Genomic DNA, 25,409 nt, shown 5'->3' with positions numbered 1-25,409 from the left:
GTGCTCGCATTCCCCGACGGCTTCCTCTGGGGCGCCGCGACCGCCGCCCATCAGGTGGAGGGCAACAACACCACGAGCAACTGGTGGGCGATGGAACACGCCCCCGACTCGCCCATGGTCGAGCCCTCCGGTGACGCCGCCGACCATTTCCACCGCTACCCGGAGGACATGCGGCTGCTTGCCGAGGCCGGGCTGAACTCCTACCGGTTCTCGGTCGAGTGGGCGCGGATCGAGCCGGAGCGCGGGTTCGTCTCGCGGGCGATGCTCGACCACTACCGCCGCATGATCGACACCGCCAGGGAGAACGGGCTGGACCCGACGGTCACCCTCATGCACTTCACGGTGCCGCAGTGGTTCCAGAAGGACGGCTTCTGGCGTGCCGACGACGCGGTGGACCTGTTCTCCCGCTACGTGGAGACCGTGCTGCCGCTCCTCGACGGCGTGCGCTACGTGTGCACCATCAACGAGCCGAACATCGCGGCGATGCTGGCCGGGGGAGAGGACGCGGCGAACCTCGTCGCCTACGGCCTGCCGAATCCCGACCTCGGCGTCGCGGACACCCTGCTGACGGCCCATCGGCGGGCGTCCGAGATCCTGCACACGGTGCCCGGGGTGCAGGCGGGCTGGACGATCGCCACCCAGGCCTTCCACTCCACGGGCGAGCCCGGCGCCGACGAGATGCTCGCGACCTACGGGGACCCGCGCGACCACTGGTACCTGGAGCAGTCCGCCGGAGACGACTTCGTGGGCGTGCAGGCCTACACCCGCACGTTCATCGGCCCGGAGGGACCGCTGCCGGTGTCGCCGGACGTGGAGACGACGCTGACGGGCTGGGAGTTCTTCCCCGAAGCCCTCGAGCTGGGCGTGCGCAGCGCGTGGGATCGCAGCGGCGGTGTCCCCGTGCTCGTCACGGAGAACGGCATCGCGACGGCCGACGACACCCGCCGCATCGCCTACACGCAGGGCGCGCTGGAGGGGCTGCACCGCGCCATCAGCGACGGCATCGAGGTCCGCGCCTACCAGCACTGGAGCGCGCTGGACAACTACGAATGGGCGAGCGGATTCCGGCCGACGTTCGGTCTCATCGGCTTCGACCACGAGACCTTCGAGCGGTTCCCGAAGCCCTCGCTGGCCTGGCTCGGCGAGGTCGCCCGCCGCAATGGGCTCTGACGAGCCGCACGGCGTAACCACGGGCATGGGGGCACCTAGAATTGTCCCCATGCCCGCTGGCGACTCCTTCTACATCACCACGCCCATCTACTACCCCTCCGATGTGCCGCACATCGGTCACGGGTACACGACGGTGGCCGTCGACACGCTCGCACGGTGGCACCGTCAGGCGGGCGACGACACCTGGATGCTGACGGGCACCGACGAGCACGGTCAGAAGATGCTGCGGGCCGCAGCCGCCAACGGCGTCACCCCGCAGGAGTGGGTCGACAAGCTCGTCAGCGAGAGCTGGTTCCCGCTGCTGAAGACCCTCGACGTCGCGAACGACGACTTCATCCGCACCACGCAGGAGCGGCACGAGACCAACGTGCAGACGTTCTTCCAGCGGCTCTACGACCGCGGGTACATCTACGCGGGCGAGTACGAGGCGCTCTACTGTGTGGGTTGCGAGGAGTTCAAGCCGGAGTCGGAGATCGTCGACGGCACCGGTCCCTTCGAGGGGCTGAAGGTCTGCGCCATCCACTCCAAGCCGCTGGAGCTGCTGCAGGAGAAGAACTACTTCTTCAAGCTCAGCGAGTTCCAGGACCGCCTGCTCGAGCTCTACAAGACCGAGCCCGACTTCGTGCGGCCCGATTCGGCGCGCAACGAGGTCGTCTCGTTCGTGAGCCAGGGCCTCAAGGACCTCTCGATCTCCCGCTCGACCTTCGACTGGGGCATCCCGCTGCCGTGGGACGAGTCGCACGTCATCTACGTGTGGGTCGACGCGCTGCTCAACTACGCCACGGCCGTCGGCTACGGCTCCGACGAGGAGACCTTCGCGCGCCGCTGGCCCGCCTACCACGTGGTCGGCAAGGACATCCTGCGCTTCCACGCCGTGATCTGGCCGGCGCTGCTGATGGCGGCGGGGCTCGACGTGCCGAAGGGCGTGTTCGCGCACGGCTGGCTGCTCGTCGGCGGCGAGAAGATGTCGAAGTCGAAGCTCACGGGTATCGCGCCGACCGAGATCACCGACGTCTTCGGCTCCGACGCGTACCGCTTCTACTTCCTGTCCGCGATCGCGTTCGGTCAGGACGGCTCCTTCTCCTGGGAGGACCTCTCCGCCCGGTACCAGGCCGAGCTCGCGAACGGCTTCGGCAACCTCGCCTCGCGCACGACCGCGATGATCGAGAAGTACTTCGAGGGCATCGTGCCGCCGGCGGCCGAGTACACCGAGGCGGATCTCGCGATCCAGAAGATCGTGGCGGACGCCGCGATGAAGGCGGACGCCGCGATCGGCCAGTTCCGCATCGACGAGGCCATCTCCGCGATCTGGACCATCGTCGACGCGCTCAACGGGTACATCACCGAGAACGAGCCGTGGGCGCTCGCCCGCGACGAGGACCAGCGGGAGCGTCTGGGCACCGTGCTCTACACCTGCGCCGAGGGGCTGCGGGCGCTCGCCGTGCTGCTGTCGCCGGTGATGCCGCAGTCGACCGAGAAGCTGTGGATCGCGCTCGGCGCCGCGGAGACCCTGGGCCGGTTGCAGGACCAGCCGATTCGCGAGGCGGGCTCCTGGGGCGTGCTGAAGCCGGGGACGAGCGTCAACGGCCTCGCGCCGCTCTTCCCGCGCGTGGAGTCCACGGCCTGACGACCGGGCAGGACACCATGGCGGAGACCTACGTGCGCGAGCGCTCGGGCGACGGGCGCAAGGACCGGACCTATCCGGCGGCCCCGGAACCCCTCGCGGTGCCCGTCTACGACAACCACGCGCACCTCGAGATCGCCGATGGTGACCAGCCCTTGTCTCTCAAGACCCAGCTCGACCGGGCGGAGGCGGTCGGCGTCATCGGCGTCGTGCAGGCATCCGGAGACATCGAGTCGTCCCGCTGGGCGGTCGAGGCCGCCGCGTCCGACCCCCGGGTCCTCGCCGCGGTCGCCATCCACCCGAACGACGCCCCGACGTACGCGGAGGAGGGTCGCCTCGACGAGGCGCTCGCCCTGATCGACGAGCTCGCCGCGCATCCGCGCACGCGCGCGATCGGCGAGACCGGGCTCGACTTCTTCCGCACCGAACCGGAGCGCCGTGCGCCGCAGTTCGCCTCCTTCGAGGCGCACATCGCGCTCGCGAAGAAGCACGGCATCGCGATGCAGATCCACGACCGGGATGCGCACGAGGCCGTGCTGGAGACGCTTACGCGGGTCGGGGCCCCCGAGCGCACCGTGTTCCACTGCTTCTCCGGGGACGAGGCGATGGCCCGGGTGTGCGCCGACGCGGGCTACTACCTGTCGTTCGCCGGGAACGTGACGTTCAAGAACGCGCAGAACCTGCGCGACGCGCTGAAGGTCACCCCGCTCGACCGCCTCCTCGTCGAGACGGACGCGCCATTCCTCACGCCGGTCCCGCTGCGGGGCCGTCCGAACGCGCCGTACCTCGTGCCGCTCACGGTGCGCTTCCTGGCGGCGGAGCTCGACCTGGACGTGGACGAGCTCGCCGCGCAGCTCGCCGAGAACACCCTCCGCGTCTACGGCTCGTTCGCCGACTGACTCTCCGGCTCGACGTCCTCCGGCCCCGTCTCGGCGACCGGCCTCGCACTGACGATGTGCGAGATGGGCTTCCACACCAGCACCAGGGTGATCGCCGCCCCGCCGAAGGCGAACCACCAGGGCGCGGTCAGGCCCCAGGTCTGCGCGATGACGCCGCCGAGGGCCTGGCCGACGATCATGCCGCCGAAGACGCCGACCATGTTGACCGAGGCGACGCGCCCCTGCAGGGAAGCGGGGACGAGCCGCTGCCGGACGGTCGTGGAGATCGTGCCCCACACGAAGGCGTACGCCCCGAAGAAGAACATGATGACGAGGGCCACCATGCCCGTGGTGGTGAGGGCGAACGCGAGGTGCATGAGCACCTCGAGCGACAGGACGATACGCATCAGGCTCGCGAACGACACGTGCCGCTCCAGCCAGCCGAAGCTCAGCGTCGCGAGGATGCCGCCCGCCGCGGACGCCGTGGTGAGCGCGCCGTAGCCCACGGGGCCCATCTGCAGGTGCTCGGTGGCGTAGAGCACGAGCACGCCCCAGGGCGCGGCCCAGGTCACGTTGAAGACGAGGATGATGAGCACGAGCATCCGCACCGGCGGGTTGTGCCACAGCCAGCGCAGTCCCTCCGCGATGTCGGTGTGCACCGGCGGGTGGGTCTCGGTCTCCCGGGGTGGGACGGGCGTGCGCGCCATGCGGGAGATGAGGACGATCGCGAGCGTCACGCACAGCACCTCGACGAGGAACGGCCACGCGCTCCCGGCAGCGAAGAGGAACGCGCCCAGCGGCGGCCCGGCGAACTGGTTGGCGACGAGGTAGCCGGCCTGCAGGCGGGCGTTCCCGATGCCGAGGTCGGCCGGCTTCACGAGCATCGGCAGCAATGTGCTCCCCGCGGTGTCGACGAAGACCTCCGCGGTGCCGTAGAGGAACGCGACGGCGAGGACGATCCCGATGTTCGCGGTTCCCGTCACGAGGAACACGCAGAGCGCCGCGAGCACGACGGCGCGCACGGCGTTGGCGGTCATCACCAGGCGGCGCCGATCGAAGCGGTCGGCGATGGCCCCCGCGTGCAGGCCGAAGAGCAGCCACGGCAGGAACTGCAGGATGGCGCCGGAGGCCACGAGGATCGGCGACGACGTCATCGACGCGATGAGCAGGGGAGCGGCGGCCAGCGCCACGCCGTCTCCGATGTTGCTCGTCCACGACGATGCGAGCAGCCAGCGGAAGTCCCTGCCCAGGCGCCGCGGAGCGATCAGTTCACCGAGGGAGGGCACCCCCGAAGGATACGGGAGAATGGGTGCATGACCGTCACGTTGCTCGGGGCCACCGAGATCCGCCGTCTGGCCGCCGAGCTCGATGTCACCCCCACGAAGAAGCTCGGACAGAACTTCGTCGTCGACGCGAACACCGTCCGCAAGATCGTCCAGGCCGCCCGCGTGCAGCCGGGGGAGCGGGTGGTCGAGATCGGACCGGGACTCGGATCCCTTACCCTCGCGATCCTGGAGGCGGGGGCCGCGGTCACCGCCGTGGAGATCGACCATCGCCTGGCCGCCCGCCTGCCGCAGACCGCGGCCGAGCACGGCGTGCCGGAGGGGATGCTGACGGTGGTCGACGCGGACGCGCTCCGCGTGACGGAACTGCCGGGGGAGCCGACCGTCCTCGTCGCGAACCTGCCGTACAACGTGTCGGTGCCCGTCCTGCTGCACTTCCTGGAGACGTTCCCGTACCTGCAGCGGGGCGTCGTGATGGTGCAGGCGGAGGTGGCCGAGCGGCTCGCCGCGAAGCCGGGGTCGAAGATCTACGGCTCGCCCAGCGTCAAGGCCGCCTGGTACGGCGAGTGGAAGCTCACCGGGAACGTCTCCCGCCAGGTCTTCTGGCCGGTGCCGAACGTCGACAGCCTCCTCGTCGGCTTCGACCGCTCCGAGGGCGAGCGCGGCTCGGTGGAGGAGCGCCGGCGCACCTTCGCCATCGTCGACGCGGCCTTCAACCAGCGGCGCAAGATGCTCCGGCAGGCCCTCTCCGGCCTCTTCGGCAGCTCGGCCGCGGCGACCGAGGTGCTCACCGCCGCCGGCGTCGCCCCGACCGCCCGCGGGGAGGACCTCACGGTCGACGACTACCAGCGGATCGCCCAGCACGCAACGGCGATCGAGGGTTCCGGCGTCAGCGGCTAATCTGGCACGGTGACCGACTCCCCCCGCTTCCGCCCCGACGTCCCCGAACTGCACCGTCCGTACGCCGCCGACGAGGGCCGCTACGGACGGTTCGCCTACCGTCAGGTGGGCGCCTCCGGCCTCTACCTGCCCCCGATCTCGCTGGGCCTCTGGTGGAACTTCGGCGACAACATCCCCCTCGACAACCAGCGGGCGCTCCTGCGTCACGCGTTCGACAACGGGATCACGCACTTCGACCTGGCGAACAACTACGGCCCGCCGTACGGCTCGGCCGAGAAGAACTTCGGCCGCATCTTCGCGGAGGACCTGCGTCCCTACCGCGACGAGCTGATCATCTCATCGAAGGCCGGCTGGGACATGTGGCCCGGACCGTACGGCGACTACGCGAGCCGGAAGTACATCCTCGCGAGCGCAGAGCAGTCGCTCACCCGCATGGGGCTGGACTACGTCGACATCTTCTACTCGCACCGTGTCGACCCGGTCACCCCGATCGCCGAGACCGTCGGGGCGCTGGACACCCTGGTCCGCCAGGGCAAGGCCCTCTACGTCGGCATCTCCTCGTACAGCGCGGAGCGCACGGCCGAGGCCGTCGCCGTGGCGAAGGAGCTGGGCACGCCGCTCGTCATCCACCAGCCCGCGTACTCGATCCTCAACCGCTGGATCGAGGACGGCCTCACGCAGACCCTGGAGGAGTCGGGCCTCGGCGCCATCGCCTTCACCCCGCTCGCCCAGGGCCTCCTCACCGACAAGTACCTCGGCGACGGCACGGCCGAGCGCGCGCAGCAGCGGGGTTCGCTGCCGAAGGGCAAGCTGACCGATGAGGCCGTCGAGACGCTCCGGGCGCTGAACGAGGTCGCGCAGGGCCGGGGGCAGTCGCTCGCGCAGCTCGCGCTGCAGTGGACGCTGCGCACTCCGGTGGTCGCCTCGGCGCTCATCGGCGCCTCCCGGACGGAGCAGCTCGACGAGAACCTCGCCGCCCTCGACGGTCCTGCGTTCACCGACGAGGAGCTCCGCCGCATCGACGAGCTCGCCGGCGCCATCGACGTCAACCTGTGGGCGACCTCGTCGGACCTGTGACCCGCTCATGAGCCTCGCCGCGTCCTCCGGGTCCGTGCACGTGCGCGCGCCGGGGAAGATCAACGTCTACCTCGGCGTCGGCGGGCGCCACGACGACGGCTATCACGCCCTCGCGACGGTCTTCCAGGCGGTGTCGCTGTACGAGGACGTGATCGCCAGGGCCGCCGACGACTTCTCGATCACGGTGACCGGGGTGGAGGACGACGGCTCGGTTCCGCTCGACGACCGGAACCTCGCGATGCGGGCCGCCAAGCTGCTGGCGATGGCGACGGATCATCCGGGCGGGGTGGCGTTGCAGATCCGGAAGAGCGTCCCGGTCGCCGGTGGCATGGGCGGGGGCTCCGCGGATGCCGCGGCCGCTCTGGTCGCCTGCGACGCTCTGTGGGGCACGGGACTCTCCGCTGCGCGGCTGCACGACCTCGCCGCGCGGCTCGGTGCCGATGTCCCCTTCGCGTTGCATGGCGGCACTGCCGTCGGCACCGGTCGCGGCGATCAGCTGAACCCGGCGCTCGCCCGCGGGCGCTTCGACTGGCTGCTCGTGACCAGTGACGACGGGCTGTCCACCCCCGCCGTGTACACCCGGCTCGACGAGCTGCGCGAGGAGGAGGGGGCTCTCGCCGACGATCCGCCGCTCTCGCTCGACGTGCCGATCCCGGTGCTGCAGGCGCTGCGGACCGGAGACGCCTGGCAGCTCGCCGACGCACTCCACAACGATCTCCAGGCGGCCGCGCTCGACCTGCGACCGGATCTGGCGCGGACCATCGAACGCGGGGTCGCGGCCGGTGCGCTGCACGGTCTCGTGTCTGGCTCGGGGCCGACCGTGGCCCTCCTCTGCGCCGATCCCGAGTCCGCGCAGGCGGTCCAGACGGCTCTCCGCGAGGGCGGTCTCGATCCGCTGCATGTGCACGGCGCCGTGCCGGGAGCCCGCATCGTCGGCTGAACCTGCCCCATTCCCGCGCGTCCGAGCCGCGAGGAGCGTATCGCGGTCGAGGTGCACCCGGCGGGTCATCACAGACATAATGAAGTAGTCATGTGACCGTGCACACGCGAGGAGGCTGGATGTCCACCTCCTCCGAGCGTGCCCGCATGCCGAGCATCCGCGACGTCGCCCGCCTCGCCGGCGTCTCGCATCAGACCGTCTCCCGGGTGCTCAACGACCATCCCAGCATCCGCCCGGAAACCAAGGCGAAGGTGCTCGACGCGATCGCCGTGCTCGACTACCGTCCCAATCTCGCGGCGCGCGCGCTGGTGACGAGCAAGTCGAACATGCTCGGCATCCTCTCCGCGACGATCGGCGAGTTCGGGCCGACGTCGTCCATCGCCGGCATCGAGGACGCGGCGCGCGAGGAGGGCTACTCGGTCTCCACGCTCAACCTTCCCGCGACCACGCCGGAGGCGATCGGCAACGCGGTCCGCCAGCTCGAACGTGAGCAGGTCGACGGCATCGTGGTGCTCGCGCCGCAGGTGCGGGTCTTCCATGTCCTGCGCGGCATGAACGTCACCATGCCCTTCGTGACCCTGCAGACCGCCTCGGGGTCGGACGGCGTCAGCCTCTCCGCCGACCAGGTGGCGGGGGCGAAGGCGGCGACCGAGCACTTGATCGCGCTGGGTCACAGCGACATCCTCCATCTCGCCGGGCCGCAGGACTGGATCGAGGCGGAGTCCCGGATGCGCGGGTATCTGGATGCCCTCCGCGACGCCGACCTGCCCACGTTCCCGCCGATCCGCGGGGACTGGACGGCCGACTTCGGGTACTTCGCCGGCAAGGAGCTCTCGCTGCGGCGCGACTTCACGGCGGTGTTCGCGGCCAACGACCTCATGGCCATCGGGCTGCTGCACGGGTTCCGCGACGCCGGCGTGCGCGTGCCGCACGACGTGAGCGTGATCGGGTTCGACGACATCCCCGTCGCCGCGCACGTGGCGCCGACGCTGAGCACGGTGCACCAGGACTTCCCCGAGCTCGGGCGGCGTGCCGTGCGTATCCTCCTCGCCGAGATCCGGGGCGAGAAGGCCCCCGCGTTCGGCCCGCTGCAGACCCTCTTGCGGGCGCGCGAATCCGCTGCATCACGGTAGCGACACGAAAACACGCCGCGGACTTGACACCGCTCCCGCGGAAGACGACGATATACCGATGTGAACGGTCACATCGAAGGTGACCGCACGTCGCGAGGAAGATCCGTGAGCACCACAGCAACGTTGCCGACCGTGTCAGGCCCGATCCTGGAGATGCGCCGCATCACCAAGGAGTTCCCGGGAGTCAAGGCGCTCGCCGACGTCTCGATCACCGTCCGCGCCGGCGAGATCCATGCGATCTGCGGCGAGAACGGCGCCGGGAAGTCGACGCTGATGAAGGTCCTCTCGGGGGTGTACCCGTACGGCACGTACGACGGCGAGATCCTCCTGTACGGCCAGGAGCAGCGCTTCAAGGACATCGCGGCCAGCGAGCAGGCCGGCATCGTCATCATCCACCAGGAGCTCGCGCTCATCCCGGAGCTCTCGGTCACCGAGAACATCTTCCTCGGCAACGAGATCCGTCGCTTCGGCCGCATCGACTGGCAGGCACAGAAGGAGCGCACCATCGAGCTCCTCGCCCGCGTCGGTCTGGACGAGGACCCGGACGTGCCGATCAAGACCCTCGGCGTCGGCAAGCAGCAGCTCATCGAGATCGCCAAGGCGCTGAACAAGGACGTCAAGCTGCTCATCCTCGACGAGCCCACCGCCGCTCTCAACGAGAACGACTCGCAGCACCTCCTCGACCTGATCCTCGGGCTCAAGGCCAAGGGCATCGCGTCGATCATGATCAGCCACAAGCTCAACGAGATCGAGCAGATCGCCGACGAGATCACGATCATCCGCGACGGCCGCACGGTGGAGACCCTGGACATCTCCCGCGGCGAGATCAATGAGGACCGCATCATCCGCGGCATGGTCGGCCGATCGCTGGAGAGCCGCTACCCGGACCGCACGCCGGAGATCGGCGAGGTGTTCTTCGAGGTCAAGGACTGGTGGGTCCAGCACCCCACCGTGCCCGAGCGCATGGTCGTGAAGGGGTCGAGCATCAATGTCCGTCGCGGCGAGGTCGTCGGCATCGCCGGCCTCATGGGCGCCGGCCGCACCGAGCTGGCGATGAGCATCTTCGGCCGCTCCTACGGCACGTTCCTCTCCGGCACGCTCGTCAAGGACGGCCAGGAGATCGAGCTCCCCGACGTCGCCGCCGCGATCAAGCACGGCCTCGCCTACGTGAGCGAGGACCGCAAGGTGCTCGGGCTCAACCTGCTCGACACCATCAAGCGGTCGATCGTCGCGGCGAAGCTCTCCAAGATCGCGCACAACGGCGTCGTCGACTCCCGCGAGGAGTTCGCGGTGGCGGAGCGCTACCGCAAGACGCTGCGCATCAAGACCCCGTCGGTGGAGGAGGGCGTCGGCAAGCTCTCCGGCGGCAATCAGCAGAAGGTCGTGCTGGCGAAGTGGATGTTCACCGACCCCGACCTGCTGATCCTCGACGAGCCCACCCGTGGCATCGACGTCGGAGCCAAGTACGAGATCTACGCGATCATCAACGAGCTCGCCGCCCAGGGCAAGGGCGTGATCGTGATCTCCAGCGAGCTGCCCGAGCTGCTCGGCATCTCCGACCGCATCTACACCGTGTTCGAAGGCCGGGTCACCGACTGCATCCCGGCCGACCAGGCGACCCCCGAAGACCTCATGCGCAGCATGACCTCCGCGACCCAGAAAGCATCCGCATGACCACCGACTCGACCACCGCGAAGCGCGGCTTCCACTTCAAGGACATCACGAAGATGTTCGGGGGAGGGCAGTCGACCCTCCGTCAGTTCGGCATCCTCGGCAGCCTCGTCGTCATCCTCGTCGTCTTCCAGGTGCTGACGTGGATCTTCAAGGGCACCGGCCTCACGCTGTCCTCCGGCAACCTCATCAACGTCGTCAACCAGTACTCGTACATCCTGATCCTGGCGATCGGCATGGTGATGGTCATCATCATGGGGCACATCGACCTCTCGGTCGGCTCGGTGGCGGCGTTCACCGGAATCGTCGTGGCGAAGGCCATGCAGGACTGGAACCTCCCCTGGCCGCTGGGCATCCTCCTCGGTCTCGGTGTCGGCGTGCTCGTCGGCGCCTGGCAGGGGTTCTGGGTCGCCTACGTCGGGGTGCCGGCGTTCATCGTGACGCTGGCCGGCATGCTGTTCTTCCGCGGCGCGAACCAGGCGGTGGGCGACTCGCAGTCGGTACCCGTGCCGGAGGGCTTCAAGATCATCGGCGCCGGCTATCTGCCGGAGATCGCCCTGCCGCTTCCGTTCAACATCCCGACCATGCTGCTGGCGCTCGCCGGCGTCGCCTGGATCGTGTTCTGGGAGATCCGCACCCGGCGCATCCAGCGCAAGATGGGCTCCGACATGGCACCGCTCTGGGTGAGCGTGACGAAGGTCGTCCTCATCTCGGCCGTCATCCTCGTCGCCGGCTGGCTGTTCGCCACGGGGCGCGAGGGCACGAGCTTTCCGATCTCGGGCGTCATCCTCCTCGCTCTCGTCATCCTCTACTCGTTCATCACGAACAACACCGTCTTCGGCCGCCACATCTACGCGGTCGGCGGCAACCGGCAGGCCGCGCGCCTCTCGGGCGTGAAGGACCGCTGGGTCGACTTCTTCGTGATGATGAACATGTCGGTCCTGGCCTCGCTCGCCGGCATGATCTACGTCGCCAGGGCGACCGCCTCGGGCCCGCAGGACGGCAACGGGTGGGAGCTCGACGCGATCGCCTCCGTCTTCATCGGCGGCGCGGCCGTCTCCGGCGGCATCGGCACGGTGATCGGCTCGATCATCGGTGGTCTGGTGATGGCGTTCCTGAACAACGGCCTCGCGCTGCTCGGCGCCGGTGCCGACGTCGTCTCCATGATCAAGGGCCTCGTGCTCCTCTTCGCCGTCGGCGTCGACGTGTGGAACAAGCAGCAGGGCCGTCCGTCGATCATCGGCTTCCTCACGCGCCGTCTCGGCCGCAAGCAGGATCCGGCCACCGACACGTTCGATCCCACGAAGACGAACTACCCCACCAGTCAGAAGTACGAAGCCCCCGCCGTCGAGGAGACGCGCGGAAAGTAAGGGCCGCGTCGCGCAACGCAGGCGCGACGGGACCTGCACACACCAGAGAAAGAGATCACATGAAGAAGATCCTTCTGTCGGCGACAGCGCTTGTCGTCGCGGGCGCATTCGCCCTCACCGGCTGCTCCTCGGAGCGCGGCGGTGACTCGGGTTCGGGGTCGGGCGAGGAGACCGCCTCGGGCTTCGACGCCGGCTCCACGATCGGTGTCGCTCTGCCGGACAAGACCTCGGAGAACTGGGTCCTGGCCGGTCAGCTGTTCACCGACGGCCTCGAAAAGGCCGGCTTCAAGGCGGACGTGCAGTACGCGCCCGCCAGCAACACGGTCGCCGAGCAGCAGAACCAGATCCAGGCGATGGTCACCGGTGGCGCCAAGGTCATCATCATCGGCGCCAAGGACGGCAAGCAGCTCACCACGCAGGTGGAGGCCGCGCGCGACGCCGGTGTCGCGGTCATCGCCTACGACCGTCTCATCGAGAACACCGACGCCGTGGACTACTACGTCGCCTTCGACAACTTCGAGGTCGGCAAGCTCCAGGGCCAGGCGCTGCTCGACGGGCTCGCCGAGCGCGCGGATCACGAGGCGCCGTACAACATCGAGCTGTTCTCGGGCTCGCCGGACGACGCCAACTCGGCGGTGTTCTTCAACGGAGCGATGGAGGTGCTGCAGCCGAAGATCGACGACGGCACGCTGAACGTCGTCTCCGGGCAGACCGAGATCTCCCAGACGGCGACCGAGGGCTGGAAGCCGGAGAACGCCCAGCGCCGCATGGACTCGATCCTCACGTCGAGCTACGGCTCGGAGACGCTCGATGGCGTCCTGTCCCCGAACGACACCCTCGCCCGCGCCATCATCACCTCGGCGCAGCAGGCCGGCAAGCCCGTCCCGGTCGTCACCGGTCAGGACTCCGAGGTCGAGTCGGTGAAGTCGATCATGGAGGGCGTGCAGTACTCCACGATCAACAAGGACACCGCGCTGCTCGTGGAGCAGGCCATCAAGATGGTCGGTCAGCTCCAGAAGGGCGACGAGGTCGACGTCAACGACACCGACCAGTACGACAACGGCAAGAAGGTCGTCCCGGCCTACCTGCTCCCGCCGGTCATCGTCACCAAGGAGAACGCGGCCGAGGCCTACGCCAACGTCCCGAGCCTCCTTGAGATCGTGAAGTCGTACGAGTAAGCCGTAGCGCGAACATCCGGGTTCCCAGAGAACACCGGACACGACGAGCCGTCCGGACCCGCGGGTCCGGACGGCTCGTCGCCGTTGCGGCGCGTCACCGTCTGCCCTCAGCCGACGGGCCGCCATCGCCGCGTCGCCAGGGCGAGGAGGAGCGCCGCCGTCGTCAGCGTGGCCGCGAGAGCGACGGGGGAGAGCGGACCCGCCCCGCTCGCGAGGGTCCACGCTCCCGACGCCGGTCCGATCACGGCGCCGAGGTTCAAGGCCGCCGTGGCGTAGGACCCACCCATGGTCGGGGCGCCGGAGGCGGCGTACAGCACCCGGGTGATCAGTGTGCTTCCGATGCCGAACGAGGCCATTCCCTGCACGAAGACGAGGAACAGCAGCGGTATCGGCTGCGTCGCGACCGCCGCCAGGACGATCCAGCCGCCGAGGAGCAGCGGGCCACCGACCGTGAGGAGCGCGCCGGCGTGTCGATCGGCGAACCGACCCGCGATGGTCACCCCGAGGAACGAGCCGATGCCGAACAGGACCAGCGCGAGGGGGACCGCAGCGTCGGGCAGGCCCGCGACCTCGGTGACGATCGGCGCGAGGAACGTGAAGACCGCGAAGGTCCCCGCGTTCACCAGGGCCGCCAGGGTCATCGCGAGGGCCAGGCGCGGTGTCCCCAGGAGCGCGAGCTCCGTGCGGAGGGCCGGTTCCTTCCGGGGGAGTGGTGCCGGAGCAGGGTCGGACTCCGTGCCCCGGATCGTCGTCGGCACGCCGTGGAGGATTCCGAGCAGTGCGGGGAGGCAGAGGAGCGCGACAGCGGCGAAGGTGGCGCGCCAGCTCAGCGCGGTGCCGAGGATGGCGCCGACAGGGACGCCGACGATGGTGGCGACGGTCGTCCCGGAGAGCAGCACCGCGAGCGCTCGTCCGGTGCGCTCGCGGGGGACGAGGAGGGTCGTCGTGCGTAGGGCGACGGCGAGGAAGCCCGCGTTCGCGAGGGCGCTGAGTACGCGCGTGACGAGCAGAAGCTCGAACAGGGACGTCACCGCGCCGACGGCATGGCACGCGGCGAAGAGCGCGAGGCAGGCGACGAGCGTGCGGCGTGGGGTCCAGCCGCGCGCGAACGCGGCCATGGCGGGTGCGCCGATGACCATGCCGACCGCGAAGGCGGAGGTCAGGAGGCCCGCCGTGCCGACCGGGACGTCGAGCTCGTGCGCGATCGCGGGGAGGAGTCCCGCGAGCATGAATTCGGAGGTGCCCATGACGAAGACCGCCAGGGCAAGGGCATAGAGGGGGAAAGGCATCGAGTGCTCCGAGGTGAGAGGGAAGGGGTAGCTTCTCGTCACCACGGTCAGCGCCCGGGTCACCGGCGCGCGCCCGCCGATAGGGCGGACGAAGGGATCAGCGGTTCACGGGGCTGACGGTGTGACCGGCAGCCCCCGACCTGTCTGATTCGGGACTCGACATGCCCTCCACCCTACGGCTGATCGGTGTGCAGGCGTGATCGGTGTGCAGGCGTGATCGGTGTACCTGCGTGATCGGTGTGCAGGCGTGATCGGTGCGCTCGCGTGTTCAGCCGGTGGTGGTCCTGGCGTCGGGCGAAGACCACGGGGGTTCCTCGGCGAAGGTCACGGTGTGCGGAGGCGGCGGTCGGTCGATGTAGGTCCGGCCGGTGGGGCTCGTCCACTCCAGAACACCGCCCGGCCCCTGCTCGACGTGCCACGGAGAGTGGTGTTTGAGCATGTGATGTCGTCGGCAGAAGGTCGCGAGGTTGTCGTGCACGGTCTCGCCGCCGAGCGCCGCATCGTGATTGTGATCGAGGTCGCACTTCCGCGGCGCGAGGCCGCAGCCGGGGAAGCGGCAGCGTTGATCGCGGGCCCGCAGGTGCCGGCGGAGGTCTTCGCTCGGGCGATACCGGTCGACGGTCAGCAGCGCCCCGCTGATCGGGTGGGTCAGCACCCGGTCCCAGCCGATCGCCGCGCCGGCCAGTCGGCGAGCCGTGGCTGGATCGATCGGAACGACCCCGTCGAGCTCCGCGGCGCGGATCGGAGTACCGTCCGTCGTCCGTTCCTGCTCGCCGTGCATCAGCTCGCCGTGCATCAGCGTCAGCACCGGCACGGTGACCTCGACGCGAGCTCGAAGCTCCGAGAGCAGCCCCTCTTCCGAGTCATGGCCCGCCGGAGCGCCGGTCAGGACGAGGTCGGCGAGCAGATCCGCGCGCAGCTGATCCACGGTCCTGTCGTCGAAGATGCTCTCTTCCGACTCTCGACGCCGTGCCTGCGCGTTCTCCTCCCGCACGGCATGCGCCATCTGGGAGAGCCGGTCGTACATCCCGTGCACGAGCGCCGCGGGGCCGCGCGCGCCGAGCTCGGCCATGCCGTCTTCGAGGTCGGTCACCCAAACCCGCCGCAGCTCCCGGGCGTCACGATGTCGCTCGACGAGCGTCCGCTCCTGGAACCGGTCGGCCAGTCGGCGCACGAGTCGGCGTATCCGGTTCGGAGACTCTGCAGCGGCCACCTCGATCGCCTCCGTCGCGAAACGCGAACGGTCGTCCGGGTCATCGAGGTGTGCCCCCGCCTCCACGATCACGCGTGCATGCGCGGCGCTGATCCGGCCGGCGCCCTGAGCCTCCCAGACGGCGGGGAACCGTTCGACCAGCCAGGACGCATCGGACATCCGCCGCTCGATCGTGCGGTCGCTGACGCGCTGGGCGGCTCCGATCTCCGCGGCGACCGTGCGGATCGCCATGTCTGCGCCGTCTGGGTGACGCGCCTGTCGGGCGATGTCGACCGCCAGTCGGCCGGCCATCGCGAGCAGTCCGTCGCGGGCCGCCTGCATGCTGCTCAGCGTCTTCTCCGCCGCTTCCAGCCCCTCCACCAGATCGGCGAGAATCGCCATCTGGGAGTCGGTCGCGTCGAGCAGTGCGGGCATGGCGTCAGTCCATCATCGACTACCGACATTCGAACGAAGATTCGAAGGAATCTGGCCGAAAGTCGTATCACGAAAGGATAACGACCGTGGTTGACTGGCTCCGTGCTCCTGAACGTCATCGAATCCGGGGAGGGCGACCGTGTCGCCGTGCTGCTGCACGGGATGATGGGGTCCGCCGAGAGCTGGCACCGCGTGGTCCCGCTGCTCGTGGAACGCGGCTTCCGCGTGCTTGCGCTCGATCTGCCGGGCCACGGCCTCTCTCCGCGTGACCCGGAGCTCACGATAGAGACGGCGGCCGATGCCGTCGTCGAGACTCTGGCGCAGACGGCTCTCCTTCCGGGGGCAGGGTCCGCCGCGGGGGACAGGGCCACCGCCCCGCCCGCCGTCGCCGTCGGGCACTCCTTCGGCGCTACTGTGCTCGCCGCCGCCGCGCCGCGCCTCGAACCGGGCCTCGCTGTCTACGTCGACGCGCCGCTCGCCCTTCAGGGCGGGCAGGACCGCGCCTCTCTCATCTCGCAGTACGAGCACGACCGCCGCGCGCGTATCTCGCCCGCCGAGCTCCGCAAGCTCCGGCCCTTCTACTCCGTGGACGACGCCTCGGTCGAGGCGCGGGCGGCCGAGCGCTTCGATCCGCCGACCGCGGCCTCCGTCTCCTGCGGGGAGGACGGCCATTGGACCGCCGCGCCCGGCTCCATCGTCGTCCGCGCAGAACCCAGTGCCTGGGTCACCGACGAGGACGCGCGGCGGTTCGAGCACGGTGGGGTGACGGTGCGCAGCATCCCCGGGGCCGCCCACACGGTCTGGTACAGCCACTTCGAGGTCTTCACCGCCGCGCTGCCGGAGCTCTTCGCCCCGTCGCTGGTCTGACCGGGAGACCGTCCGACGCGGCGCGACTACCCTGGAGAGGACATGGCACATCTTCTCGGGGCCGAAGCCCTGCACCTCGAATACCCGACCCGCGTCGTCTTCGACGCCGTGACCCTCGGCATCGAGGAGGGCGACCGCATCGGCATCGTCGGCCGGAACGGCGACGGCAAGTCGAGCCTTCTCGGCATGCTCGCCGGCACGAAGGAGCCGGACTCCGGCCGGGTGACCGTCCGCGGCGGCACCCGCATCGGCGTGCTGGACCAGGCCGACACCCTCCCCGACGACATCACGATCGGCGCCGCCGTCGTCGGCGACATGGCCGAGCACGAATGGGCCGGAGACGCCCGCGTCCGCGACGTGATCGAGGGGCTGCTGACCGATCTTCCCTGGGACGCGCAGATCGGCTCCCTATCCGGCGGTCAGCGCCGCCGCGTGTCGCTCGCGAAGCTGCTCACCGGAGACTGGGACGTCATCGCTCTCGACGAGCCGACGAACCACCTCGACGTCGAGGCGATCACCTGGCTCGCCGGTCACCTCAAGAAGCGCTGGCCCGCGAACGCCGGAGCCCTCCTCGTCGTGACCCACGACCGGTGGTTCCTCGACGAGATCTGCACCGAGACGTGGGAGGTGCACGACCGCATCGTGGAGCCCTTCGAGGGCGGCTATGCGGCGTACATCCTGCAGCGGGTCGAGCGCGACCGGATGGCGGCGGCGACCGAGGCGAAGCGGCAGAACCTGGCTCGCAAGGAGCTCGCCTGGCTGCGCCGCGGTGCCCCGGCCCGCACCAGCAAGCCCAAGTTCCGCATCGATGCGGCCAACGAGCTCATCGCCGACGTGCCCGAGATCCGCGACAAGGTCTCGCTGCAGTCGCTCGCCGTCTCGCGGCTGGGCAAGGACGTCGTCGATCTGCTCGATGTGGGGGTGACCTACCCTTCGACAGGCTCAGGGACCCACCCTTCGACAGGCTCAGGGACCCAGACTTCGACAGGCTCAGGGACCCAGACTTCGACAGGCTCAGGGACCCAGGCGGGATCCGGGACCCAGGCAGGCTCAGGGACCGGCGGGAAGACCGTGCTCAAGGACGTCGAGTGGCGGATCGCCCCGGGCGAGCGCACGGGCATCCTCGGCGTGAACGGCGCCGGGAAGTCCACACTCCTGGGGCTCATCTCCGGCACGGTCGAGCCCACCGAGGGGCGGATCAAGCGGGGGAAGACCGTGCAGGTCCGTACGCTCACGCAGCGCCTCGACGAACTCCTGCCGCACTGGAACGACCCCGTGCGCGTGGTCATCTCGGGTCTGCGCACCTCGTACACGCTCGGCGCCGGGTCGAAGGCGCAGGACCTCACGCCAGGACAGCTCCTGGAGCGACTCGGGTTCTCCTCCGCCCAGCTCTCGACGCCGGTGAAGGATCTCTCCGGTGGCCAGCAGCGTCGGTTGCAGCTGCTGCTGGTGCTGCTCGACCAGCCGAACGTGCTCATCCTCGACGAGCCCACGAACGACATGGACACCGACATGCTCGCCGCGATCGAGGACCTCCTCGACTCCTGGTCGGGCACGCTCCTCGTCGTGAGCCACGACCGGTACTTCCTGGAGCGGGTGACGGATCAGCAGTACGCGATCCTTCCCGGTCCGGACGGCGCGGGGCGCCTGCGGCATCTCCCGGGCGGCGTCGACGAGTACCTGCGCCTGCGGCAGCGCGTCGAGAGCGCCCCGGCGACCTCGACGGCGGCGTCGGCCCCCGCAGCGAGCGGTCTCGACGGCGCGGCTCTCCGGGCGGCGCAGAAGGAAGCGGCCGCCCTCGAGCGTCGCATCCAGAAGCTCACGCAGCAGGTCGACGCGGCCAAGCACGCCCTCGCCGACCATGACCAGTCCGACTACGCGGGCCTCGGCGAGCGGATGAAGGCGATCACCGCGCAGGAGGCCGAGATCGAAGAGCTGGAGCTGCGCTGGTTCGAACTCACGGAGCAGATCGGCTGACGGAGGAATATCCTTCTCCCACGACTGTTGGGAGTAGCGATGGAAGGCCTCGAAGTAACCGTCCTGCTCGGACTCACGATCCTCGTCGGAACCCTGATCGCCCCGCGCGTGCGTCTCGCGCTGCCGCTCGTCCTCGTCATCCTCGGTCTGGCGCTGGGATTCATCCCGCCGCTGCGTGAGGTCCAGCTGCCGCCGGAGACCGTGCTGCTGCTGTTCCTGCCGGTGATGCTGTTCTGGGAGAGCCTCACGACATCGCTGCGGTCGATCCGCCGCGACTTCCGCTACATCGTGCCGATGAGCACCCTCCTCGTCGTCGCCTCTGCGTTCGCGGTGGCCGGCATCGGCGTGCTGTTCGGCATGCCCTGGGAGATCGCCCTCATCCTCGGGGCCGCGGTCGCGCCGCCCGACGCCACGGCCGTCGCCGCGCTCGGCCGGCTGCTGCCGCGTCGGATGTTCATGAAGCTCAAGGCCGAGAGCCTGACCAACGACGGCACCGCGCTCGTGCTCTACGCCATCGCCGTGTCCCTCGCGCTGGGCGGCCAGGTCACGCCGCTCTCGGTCACCTGGGACGTGCTGGTGTCGTACGTGGGTGGAATCGCCGCGGGGATCGCGGTCGCGGCCCTGGCCACGCTGCTGCTGCGCCGCGTCTCCTCCACCATCGTCATCAACGTCACGCTGCTGCTCGTGCCGTTCTCCGCGTTCCTGCTCGCCGAGCTCGTCCACGCGTCCGGGGTGCTCGCCGTGGTCGTCGCCGGACTCATCGTCGCCTGGGTGTCGCCGCGCGTGACGACCGCGGCTTCGCGACGGCAGGCCGACGCCGCCTGGCCGTTCGGCGTCTTCCTCCTCAACGGGGCGCTGTTCGTCCTCATCGGCCTCGAGGTGCAGTTCGTCGCGCACGAGATCTCCGCCGCCGCCATCGGCCGTCTGGTGCTCGTGACGCTCGCCGTGTGGGTGACGCTGTTCGCCGTCCGTTACGTGTTCCAGCTCCTCAACGCCCTGTTCCAGCGGCGGCCGTCCGAACGCCCGCCCCGCGGGGCCCGCTCCCGTGCCCGGCTCGTGTCCACGGTCGCCGGCATGCGCGGCGCGGTGTCGCTGGCGATCGCGCTGTCGGTGCCGACCGGTGTCCCCGAAGGGAGCATGGTGGGCGGGCGTGACGAGATCGTCTTCGTGACAGCCGGGGTGATCCTGCTCAGCCTCCTCGTGCAGGCGCCGCTGCTTCCCGCGCTCGTGCGGTGGGCGCGATTCCCGGTCGACCATGCCGAGGACGAGGAGTACGAGCTCGCCGAGCGGGCGATCTCCGGAGCAGCCCTCGCCGCGCTCGACGACCTCGCCGCGGAGCACGGCATCGGCCAGGAGGTGCGCGACCGGGTGCGTGCTGAGGGGTACCAGGCGCTGGAGTTCGCGAACGCCCGAACACTCGCGCGCGAGCAGGCGCTCATCGATGCCGAGGCCGACGCGCTGGACGAGATGCTCGGCCAGCCCGATCCCTACGGCACCGGGGGAGAGGCGCGCCCGGCGGAGGAGGAAGCAGGCGACGTCGCGGTCTCGGCCGGGACCGCCCCCGACCCCGAGGCCACGGACGGCACGACGCTGCAGATGATCGCGACCTCCGCCGACGTCGACCTCGCCCAGCGCTCGCCGCTCGTGCGGCACGAGGAACACACCCGGCTCAAGCTCGCGCTGCTCGACCGCAAGCGCGAGGTCCTGCTCGGGCTCCGCGGCGCCGGCACCGTGGACGACATGGTGGTCCGCCGGATCTCCGCCCGTCTCGACCTGGAGCAGGTGCGTCTGCAGGGCATCGAAGAGTTCGACTGACCCGATCCCGCACGGCTGTGACGCCGTGTGACATACCGATTCCGCGACAGCGCGCCCTCCTGCCTAACGTTGTCGAGTCCCGCCAGGAAGGAACCCCTCATCATGTCCCGCCGCACCACCTCCGCCCTCGCCGCGCTCGCCGTGGTCCCGCTGTTCGTCGCCCTCGCCGGGTGCGCCACCTCGTCCGACGCGGGCTCCGGCGACGGCGGCTCCGAGAACGAGACCGTCAAGATCGGTGTCGTCGGGAAGGGCGACGCGCAGTGGGCGCCCTTCGTCGAGGCCGCCGCCGACGAGGGCATCACGGTCGAGCTCGTCGACTTCGGGTCCTACGAGCAGCCGAACCCGGCGCTGACCGAGGGGGAGATCGACCTCAACCAGTTCCAGCACATCGTGTACCTCGCGGAGTACAACAACGCCTCGGGCTCCGATCTCACGCCCATCGGCTCGACCGCCACCTACCCGCTCGGCTTGTACTCGACGAAGTACGACGACGTCGACGACATCAAGAAGGGCGACACGGTCGCGGTTCCCGACGACGCGTCGAACCAGGCACGGGCGCTCAACGTCCTGCAGCAGGCGGGTCTGCTCGAGCTCAAGAGCGGCGGCACGCCGTACTCCGACCTCGCCGACATCGACGCGGACAAGTCGAAGGTGAAGGTGACGGCCCTCGAGGGTGCGCTCATCCCGACCTCGCTCCCGGATGTCGCCGCCGCGATCATCAACAACGACTTCGTCGAGGACGCTGGACTGACGTTCGACGACGCGATCGCGCAGGACGACCCGGAGGACCCGAACGCCCTCCCGTACGTCAACATCTTCGCCGCGCGTGCGGAGGACGCGGACAACGAGACGTACCAGAAGCTCGTGGAGATCTTCCAGACGAACGAGGATGTGCAGGCGGGGCTGCTCGAGTCCTCCGGCGACACCGCGGTGGCGCTGCGTACTCCGGTCGAGGACCTCGTGGCCTCGCTGGAGAAGGTTCAGAAGGACGCCGAAGAGAAGTAACCGGACGCCGGGGTGTGATCCGCCCCCTGTTCGATGAGGGAGAATCGGGTGGCGCTTCGTGCGCTGCCCGATTCTCCGTTTCCCGAGAACCAGACCGGAGCACCACATGCCGATCGTCACCCTGACGAACGTCTCCAAGACATACCCCTCCCGCAGCCAGGGCGATCGCGAGATCGTCGCCGTCGACGACGTCACCCTCTCCATCGACAAGGGCGACGTCTTCGGCATCATCGGATACTCCGGTGCGGGGAAGTCGACGCTCGTCCGTCTCATCAACGCGCTCGAGCCGGCCACCCGCGGCACCATCACGGTCGACGGCGTCGACATCACGGCGCTCAAGGAGAGCGAGCTGCGCGCCGTGCGCGGCGGCATCGGGATGATCTTCCAGCAGTTCAACCTGTTCTCGTCGCGCAGCGTCAAGGCCAACATCGCGTATCCGCTCAAGCTCGCCGGCTGGTCGAAGCCGGATATCGAGGAGCGCGTCGCCGAGCTGCTGTCGTTCGTGGGGCTCTCCGACAAGGCGAAGGCGTACCCCGAGCAGCTCTCCGGTGGACAGAAGCAGCGCGTCGGGATCGCCCGCGCGCTCGCCACCAAGCCCGCCATCCTCCTCGCTGACGAAGCGACGAGCGCGCTCGATCCGCAGACCACGCACGAGGTCCTCGACCTGCTCAAGCGCGTCAACGAGGAGCAGGGCGTCACGATCGTCGTCATCACCCACGAGATGGATGTGATCCAGACCATCGCCACCCGCGTCGCCGTCATGGAGAACGGACGGGTCATCGAGCAGGGCGACGTCTTCGATGTCTTCTCCGCCCCGCGGAATCCGGCGTCCCAGCGGTTCGTCGGCACGGTGGTGAAGGGGGTGCCCTCGCCGTCGGAACTCGCGGTGCTGCGGGACCGGCACACCGGACGCCTGGTGACCCTGTCGTTCCGCGACGGCGACTCGTCGCAGGCTCAGGTGTTCCTCGACCTCGCTTCGGCGGGTCTCGACTTCGAGCTCGTCTACGGCGGGATCAACGACATCCGGGGTCGTGCGTTCGGCCACCTCACGCTCGCCATCCGGGGTGACCGCGCGGCGATCGACACGGCACTGGCGCGTATCGCGGAGCGGGTCGAAGTCACCGTCATCGCCGGAGAGGAGGGACGCTGATGGACCGTCTGAACGAACTGTGGCCGGAGTTCTGGCAGGCCGCACTCGAGACCCTATACATGACGTCGTTCGCGCTCGTGCTCGGCGGGATCCTCGGCCTTGCCGTGGGCGTCCTGCTGTACGTGACGCGCCCCGGCGGACTGATGCCGAACCGCGTCGTCTCCGGGCTCATCAACTTCGTGGTGAACTTCTTCCGACCGATCCCGTTCGTCATCTTCATGGCGGTGGCGCAGCCGTTCGCGCGCCTGGTCGTCGGCAGCGGCATCGGCACCACCGCCGGAGCGTTCATCATCGGTCTCGCGGCGGCGTTCGCGATCGGCCGTATCGTCGAGCAGCATCTCGTCTCCGTATCGCCGGGCGTGATCGAGGCGGCGCGGGCGATGGGGGCCGGGCCGTGGAGGATCCTCTTCACCGTCGCGATCCCCGAGTCGCTCGGCCCGCTCATCCTCGGTTACACCTTCATCGTCGTCGCGCTCATCGACATGACCGCGATGGCCGGACTCATCGGCGGCGGCGGGCTCGGGGCCTTCGCGCAGATCTACGGCTTCCGGCAGTTCGAGCCGCTCGTGATGTGGGCGGCGATCATCCTCATCGTGGTGTTCGTGCACCTCGTGCAGCTTCTCGGTACCCGGCTCGCGCGGAAGGTCATGCGCCGCTGAGGTCGATCAGCGTGCCGGGGCCTCCTGCAGGCTCCGGCGCGTGGTGAACGTGCGCTCCTGCCCGCTCAGCGGATCGGTGAACCGGAGCTCGCGTGCGAGGAGCTGGAGCGGGCGGCTGAAGTCGTCCGGACGCTCCGGCTGCAGCACGGGGTAGAAGCCGTCGTGGAGGATGCCGAGGCCGAGCGCGGCGAGGTGTACGCGGAGCTGGTGCATCTTCCCGCTGTGCGGACGGAGAAGCGTGTGCACGACGCGATCGTCGGCGGCGATGACCTCGATGAGCGTCTCGGAGTTCGGCTCGCCGTCCTCATCCACCTGCACGCACACCTGACCGCGGAGCTTCTCGATCCGGTTGCGGTAGACGAGGGGGAACCGCGACGGATCCCAGTCCGCCGGGCGCGCGGAGACCGCCTCGTACACCTTCTCCACACGGCGGTCCTCGAACAGCAGCTGGTAGGCGCCGCGGGTGGCCGGACGGGCGGAGAACATCAGCAGCCCCGCCGTGGCCCGGTCGAGGCGGTGGATGGGCGTGAGATCCGGGTTGCCGAGGCGATTGCGCAGCCGGACGAGGGCGGAGTTCTGCAGGTACTTGCCGCCCGGCGTGGTGGGGAGGAAGTGCGGCTTGTCCACCACCACCAGATGCTCGTCCTGGTGCAGGATCTCCTCGGTGAACGGGATCTCCTTCTCGACCGGAGGCTCACGGTAGTACCAGACGAACTCCTCGGCGCCGAGAGGCGTGTCCCGGGAGAGCGGTCGGCCATCGCGCGCGACGATCTCCCCACGGTCGAAGCGCACGAGCAGCCGCTCCGGATCGAGGTGGAAGAACCGCTCGACCATGTAGGCGGCGACGGTGGGCCACGCACCCGTCATCGGCACGTGCAGCCGGGTCGCGCCGACCCCGTCGCGCACGGGAAGCGGGGAGGGCATGCCCATGTCTCGGCCTTCGGAGCAGGGGTCGCGGGGCTGCGACCGGGTGCTCCCAGCCTAGGCGACCGGCCAGGCCTGCCCGGGGCCCCGCCGCCCCGGAACCGGTCGGGGTGTCAGCGGGTTTCGGCGGCGAGCCAGTCGTCGAAGGTCGTCGCCGCCGTGCGCGCGTCGTCGCCGGGAAGCAGCACCTCACCCGCGAACTCGACGCCGAGCGCGGCACCCTTCCACGCGGCGCGCAGCGGAAGGTCGCGACCCCACGCGGCGAGAGTGCGGCGCGCCATGTCGACGGCGTCCTCCGTGCGGGGTCCGGCGATGTCGAAGGAACCACCGAGCGCCGGCGACTCCGCTGCGTCGACGAGGGCGACGGCCACGTCTGCGGGCGCGATGGGCTGCAGCAGCAGCGGGGGCACGATGCCTTCACCGTCCTCGATGCTCCACTCGGCGATCATCGCGGGGAAGTCGTGGAACTGCGTCGCCCGCACGATGGTGAACGGAACGGGGCCACGAGTGACCTCTCGCTCCTGGGCGCGTTTGCCTGCGTAGTGGGGGTTGCCGCGCACGCGATCGAGCGCCGCGATCGAGAGGGCCACGTGGTGGCCGACCCCGGCTTCGCCCTCGGCGGTGAGCAGCGTGCGGCTGAGCGTGGTGAACACCCGCTCGGCCTCGGCGACGTCGGATACCGGGGGATTCGTCGCATCGACGACCGCATCCACCCCGCGCAGCAGGGCGGGGAGGCCTTCGCCCGTGGTCAGATCGACGCCCTCGCTGCGGCTGAGCGACAGCGGATCGTGCCCCCGACGCCGGGCCTCCTCGACGACCAGCCGCCCGATCCGTCCCGTGCCTCCTGCGACCGCGATGCGCATGCCCGCTCC

At 69.6% G+C, this 25,409-nt stretch carries 21 protein-coding genes; 16 read left to right on the top strand and 5 right to left on the bottom strand.

Going from position 1 to position 25,409, the window contains the following annotated elements; all coding sequences use genetic code 11:
- From KZC57_RS05200 to KZC57_RS05190, 3 genes are read left to right on the top strand one after another with little or no spacing between them, the layout of a single operon-like run.
- The gene (locus KZC57_RS05200) at positions 1–1,170 is read left to right on the top strand and encodes a family 1 glycosylhydrolase (protein WP_247641198.1); all 1,170 of its coding nucleotides are present in this window, start codon (positions 1–3) and stop codon (positions 1,168–1,170) included.
- A 49-nt stretch (positions 1,171–1,219) separates the two neighbouring features.
- Positions 1,220–2,797 carry a methionine--tRNA ligase gene (metG, locus tag KZC57_RS05195; RefSeq protein ID WP_247641197.1) on the top strand — a complete coding sequence of 526 codons (1,578 nt, stop codon included), beginning with the start codon at positions 1,220–1,222 and terminating at the stop codon, positions 2,795–2,797.
- Between the two features lie 17 nt (positions 2,798–2,814).
- Complete coding sequence (locus KZC57_RS05190) at positions 2,815–3,693, top strand: TatD family hydrolase (RefSeq protein WP_247641196.1); 879 nt, start codon at positions 2,815–2,817, stop codon at positions 3,691–3,693.
- Here the strand turns inward: KZC57_RS05190 and KZC57_RS05185 are convergent.
- Entirely contained in the window at positions 3,672–4,958 is a 1,287-nt protein-coding gene (locus KZC57_RS05185; RefSeq protein WP_060922915.1) for an MFS transporter, read from the bottom strand. The two genes, KZC57_RS05190 and KZC57_RS05185, sit on opposite strands and share 22 nt — an antisense overlap.
- Positions 4,959–4,985: 27 nt before the next feature.
- Between KZC57_RS05185 and rsmA the strand changes: the two genes are divergently transcribed.
- The 7 genes from rsmA (at position 4,986) to KZC57_RS05150 (ending at position 13,224) form a co-directional block, all read left to right on the top strand.
- Positions 4,986–5,855, top strand: a complete 870-nt coding sequence (gene rsmA, locus KZC57_RS05180; RefSeq protein WP_247641195.1) for a 16S rRNA (adenine(1518)-N(6)/adenine(1519)-N(6))-dimethyltransferase RsmA — start codon at positions 4,986–4,988, stop codon at positions 5,853–5,855.
- Between the two features lie 9 nt (positions 5,856–5,864).
- A complete protein-coding gene (gene mgrA / locus KZC57_RS05175) occupies positions 5,865–6,932 on the top strand; it encodes an L-glyceraldehyde 3-phosphate reductase (protein WP_060922917.1) in 1,068 nt (355 codons plus the stop codon).
- A gap of 7 nt (positions 6,933–6,939) precedes the next feature.
- On the top strand, positions 6,940–7,872 hold the full coding sequence (locus KZC57_RS05170) for a 4-(cytidine 5'-diphospho)-2-C-methyl-D-erythritol kinase (protein ID WP_060922918.1): 933 nt from the start codon (positions 6,940–6,942) through the stop codon (positions 7,870–7,872).
- 119 nt (positions 7,873–7,991) lie between these two features.
- Positions 7,992–9,005 carry a LacI family DNA-binding transcriptional regulator gene (locus KZC57_RS05165; protein WP_082750126.1) on the top strand — a complete coding sequence of 338 codons (1,014 nt, stop codon included), beginning with the start codon at positions 7,992–7,994 and terminating at the stop codon, positions 9,003–9,005.
- A 153-nt stretch (positions 9,006–9,158) separates the two neighbouring features.
- Positions 9,159–10,679 (top strand): multiple monosaccharide ABC transporter ATP-binding protein, encoded by a 1,521-nt coding sequence (mmsA, locus tag KZC57_RS05160; protein WP_060922924.1) that lies wholly within the window; start codon positions 9,159–9,161, stop codon positions 10,677–10,679.
- Positions 10,676–12,046 (top strand): multiple monosaccharide ABC transporter permease, encoded by a 1,371-nt coding sequence (gene mmsB, locus KZC57_RS05155; RefSeq protein WP_025105620.1) that lies wholly within the window; start codon positions 10,676–10,678, stop codon positions 12,044–12,046. The genes mmsA and mmsB overlap by 4 nt, the downstream gene beginning before the upstream one ends.
- Positions 12,047–12,105: 59 nt before the next feature.
- On the top strand, positions 12,106–13,224 hold the full coding sequence (locus tag KZC57_RS05150) for a sugar-binding protein (protein ID WP_060922920.1): 1,119 nt from the start codon (positions 12,106–12,108) through the stop codon (positions 13,222–13,224).
- Between the two features lie 107 nt (positions 13,225–13,331).
- Here the strand turns inward: KZC57_RS05150 and KZC57_RS05145 are convergent, their stop codons facing one another.
- Both KZC57_RS05145 and KZC57_RS05140 read right to left on the bottom strand, forming a co-directional pair.
- Positions 13,332–14,513 carry a Cmx/CmrA family chloramphenicol efflux MFS transporter gene (locus KZC57_RS05145; protein WP_247641194.1) on the bottom strand — a complete coding sequence of 394 codons (1,182 nt, stop codon included), beginning with the start codon at positions 14,511–14,513 and terminating at the stop codon, positions 13,332–13,334.
- Positions 14,514–14,781: 268 nt separating this feature from the next.
- A complete protein-coding gene (locus tag KZC57_RS05140; RefSeq protein WP_247641193.1) occupies positions 14,782–16,140 on the bottom strand; it encodes an HNH endonuclease signature motif containing protein in 1,359 nt (452 codons plus the stop codon).
- Between the two features lie 102 nt (positions 16,141–16,242).
- Between KZC57_RS05140 and KZC57_RS05135 the strand changes: the two genes are divergently transcribed.
- The 6 genes from KZC57_RS05135 to KZC57_RS05110 all read left to right on the top strand — a co-directional run bounded on the left by KZC57_RS05135 (position 16,243) and on the right by KZC57_RS05110 (position 23,613).
- Positions 16,243–17,007, top strand: a complete 765-nt coding sequence (locus KZC57_RS05135; protein ID WP_247641192.1) for an alpha/beta fold hydrolase — start codon at positions 16,243–16,245, stop codon at positions 17,005–17,007.
- Positions 17,008–17,049: 42 nt separating this feature from the next.
- Positions 17,050–18,984 (top strand): ABC-F family ATP-binding cassette domain-containing protein, encoded by a 1,935-nt coding sequence (locus tag KZC57_RS05130; RefSeq protein WP_247641191.1) that lies wholly within the window; start codon positions 17,050–17,052, stop codon positions 18,982–18,984.
- Positions 18,985–19,023: 39 nt separating this feature from the next.
- Positions 19,024–20,799, top strand: coding sequence for a Na+/H+ antiporter (locus tag KZC57_RS05125; RefSeq protein WP_247641190.1), 1,776 nt, complete (start codon positions 19,024–19,026; stop codon positions 20,797–20,799).
- A gap of 102 nt (positions 20,800–20,901) precedes the next feature.
- Entirely contained in the window at positions 20,902–21,804 is a 903-nt protein-coding gene (locus tag KZC57_RS05120; RefSeq protein ID WP_247641189.1) for a MetQ/NlpA family ABC transporter substrate-binding protein, read from the top strand.
- 106 nt (positions 21,805–21,910) lie between these two features.
- Positions 21,911–22,954, top strand: a complete 1,044-nt coding sequence (locus KZC57_RS05115; RefSeq protein WP_105950198.1) for a methionine ABC transporter ATP-binding protein — start codon at positions 21,911–21,913, stop codon at positions 22,952–22,954.
- Positions 22,954–23,613, top strand: a complete 660-nt coding sequence (locus KZC57_RS05110) for a methionine ABC transporter permease (RefSeq protein WP_025105629.1) — start codon at positions 22,954–22,956, stop codon at positions 23,611–23,613. The genes KZC57_RS05115 and KZC57_RS05110 overlap by 1 nt, the downstream gene beginning before the upstream one ends.
- 6 nt (positions 23,614–23,619) lie before the next feature.
- Here the strand turns inward: KZC57_RS05110 and KZC57_RS05105 are convergent, their stop codons facing one another.
- Both KZC57_RS05105 and KZC57_RS05100 read right to left on the bottom strand, forming a co-directional pair.
- Entirely contained in the window at positions 23,620–24,543 is a 924-nt protein-coding gene (locus KZC57_RS05105; protein WP_247641188.1) for a pseudouridine synthase, read from the bottom strand.
- Positions 24,544–24,650: 107 nt separating this feature from the next.
- A complete protein-coding gene (locus KZC57_RS05100; protein WP_247641187.1) occupies positions 24,651–25,400 on the bottom strand; it encodes an SDR family oxidoreductase in 750 nt (249 codons plus the stop codon).
- Between the last annotated feature and the right edge of the window lie 9 nt (positions 25,401–25,409).

Origin of the sequence: Microbacterium sp. KSW4-4 (genome assembly GCF_023091185.1) — a bacterium.
GTDB lineage: Bacteria > Actinomycetota > Actinomycetes > Actinomycetales > Microbacteriaceae > Microbacterium > Microbacterium paraoxydans.
The sequence above is the reverse complement of the archived record's forward strand: the minus strand, read 5'-3'. Positions and strand labels throughout refer to the sequence as shown.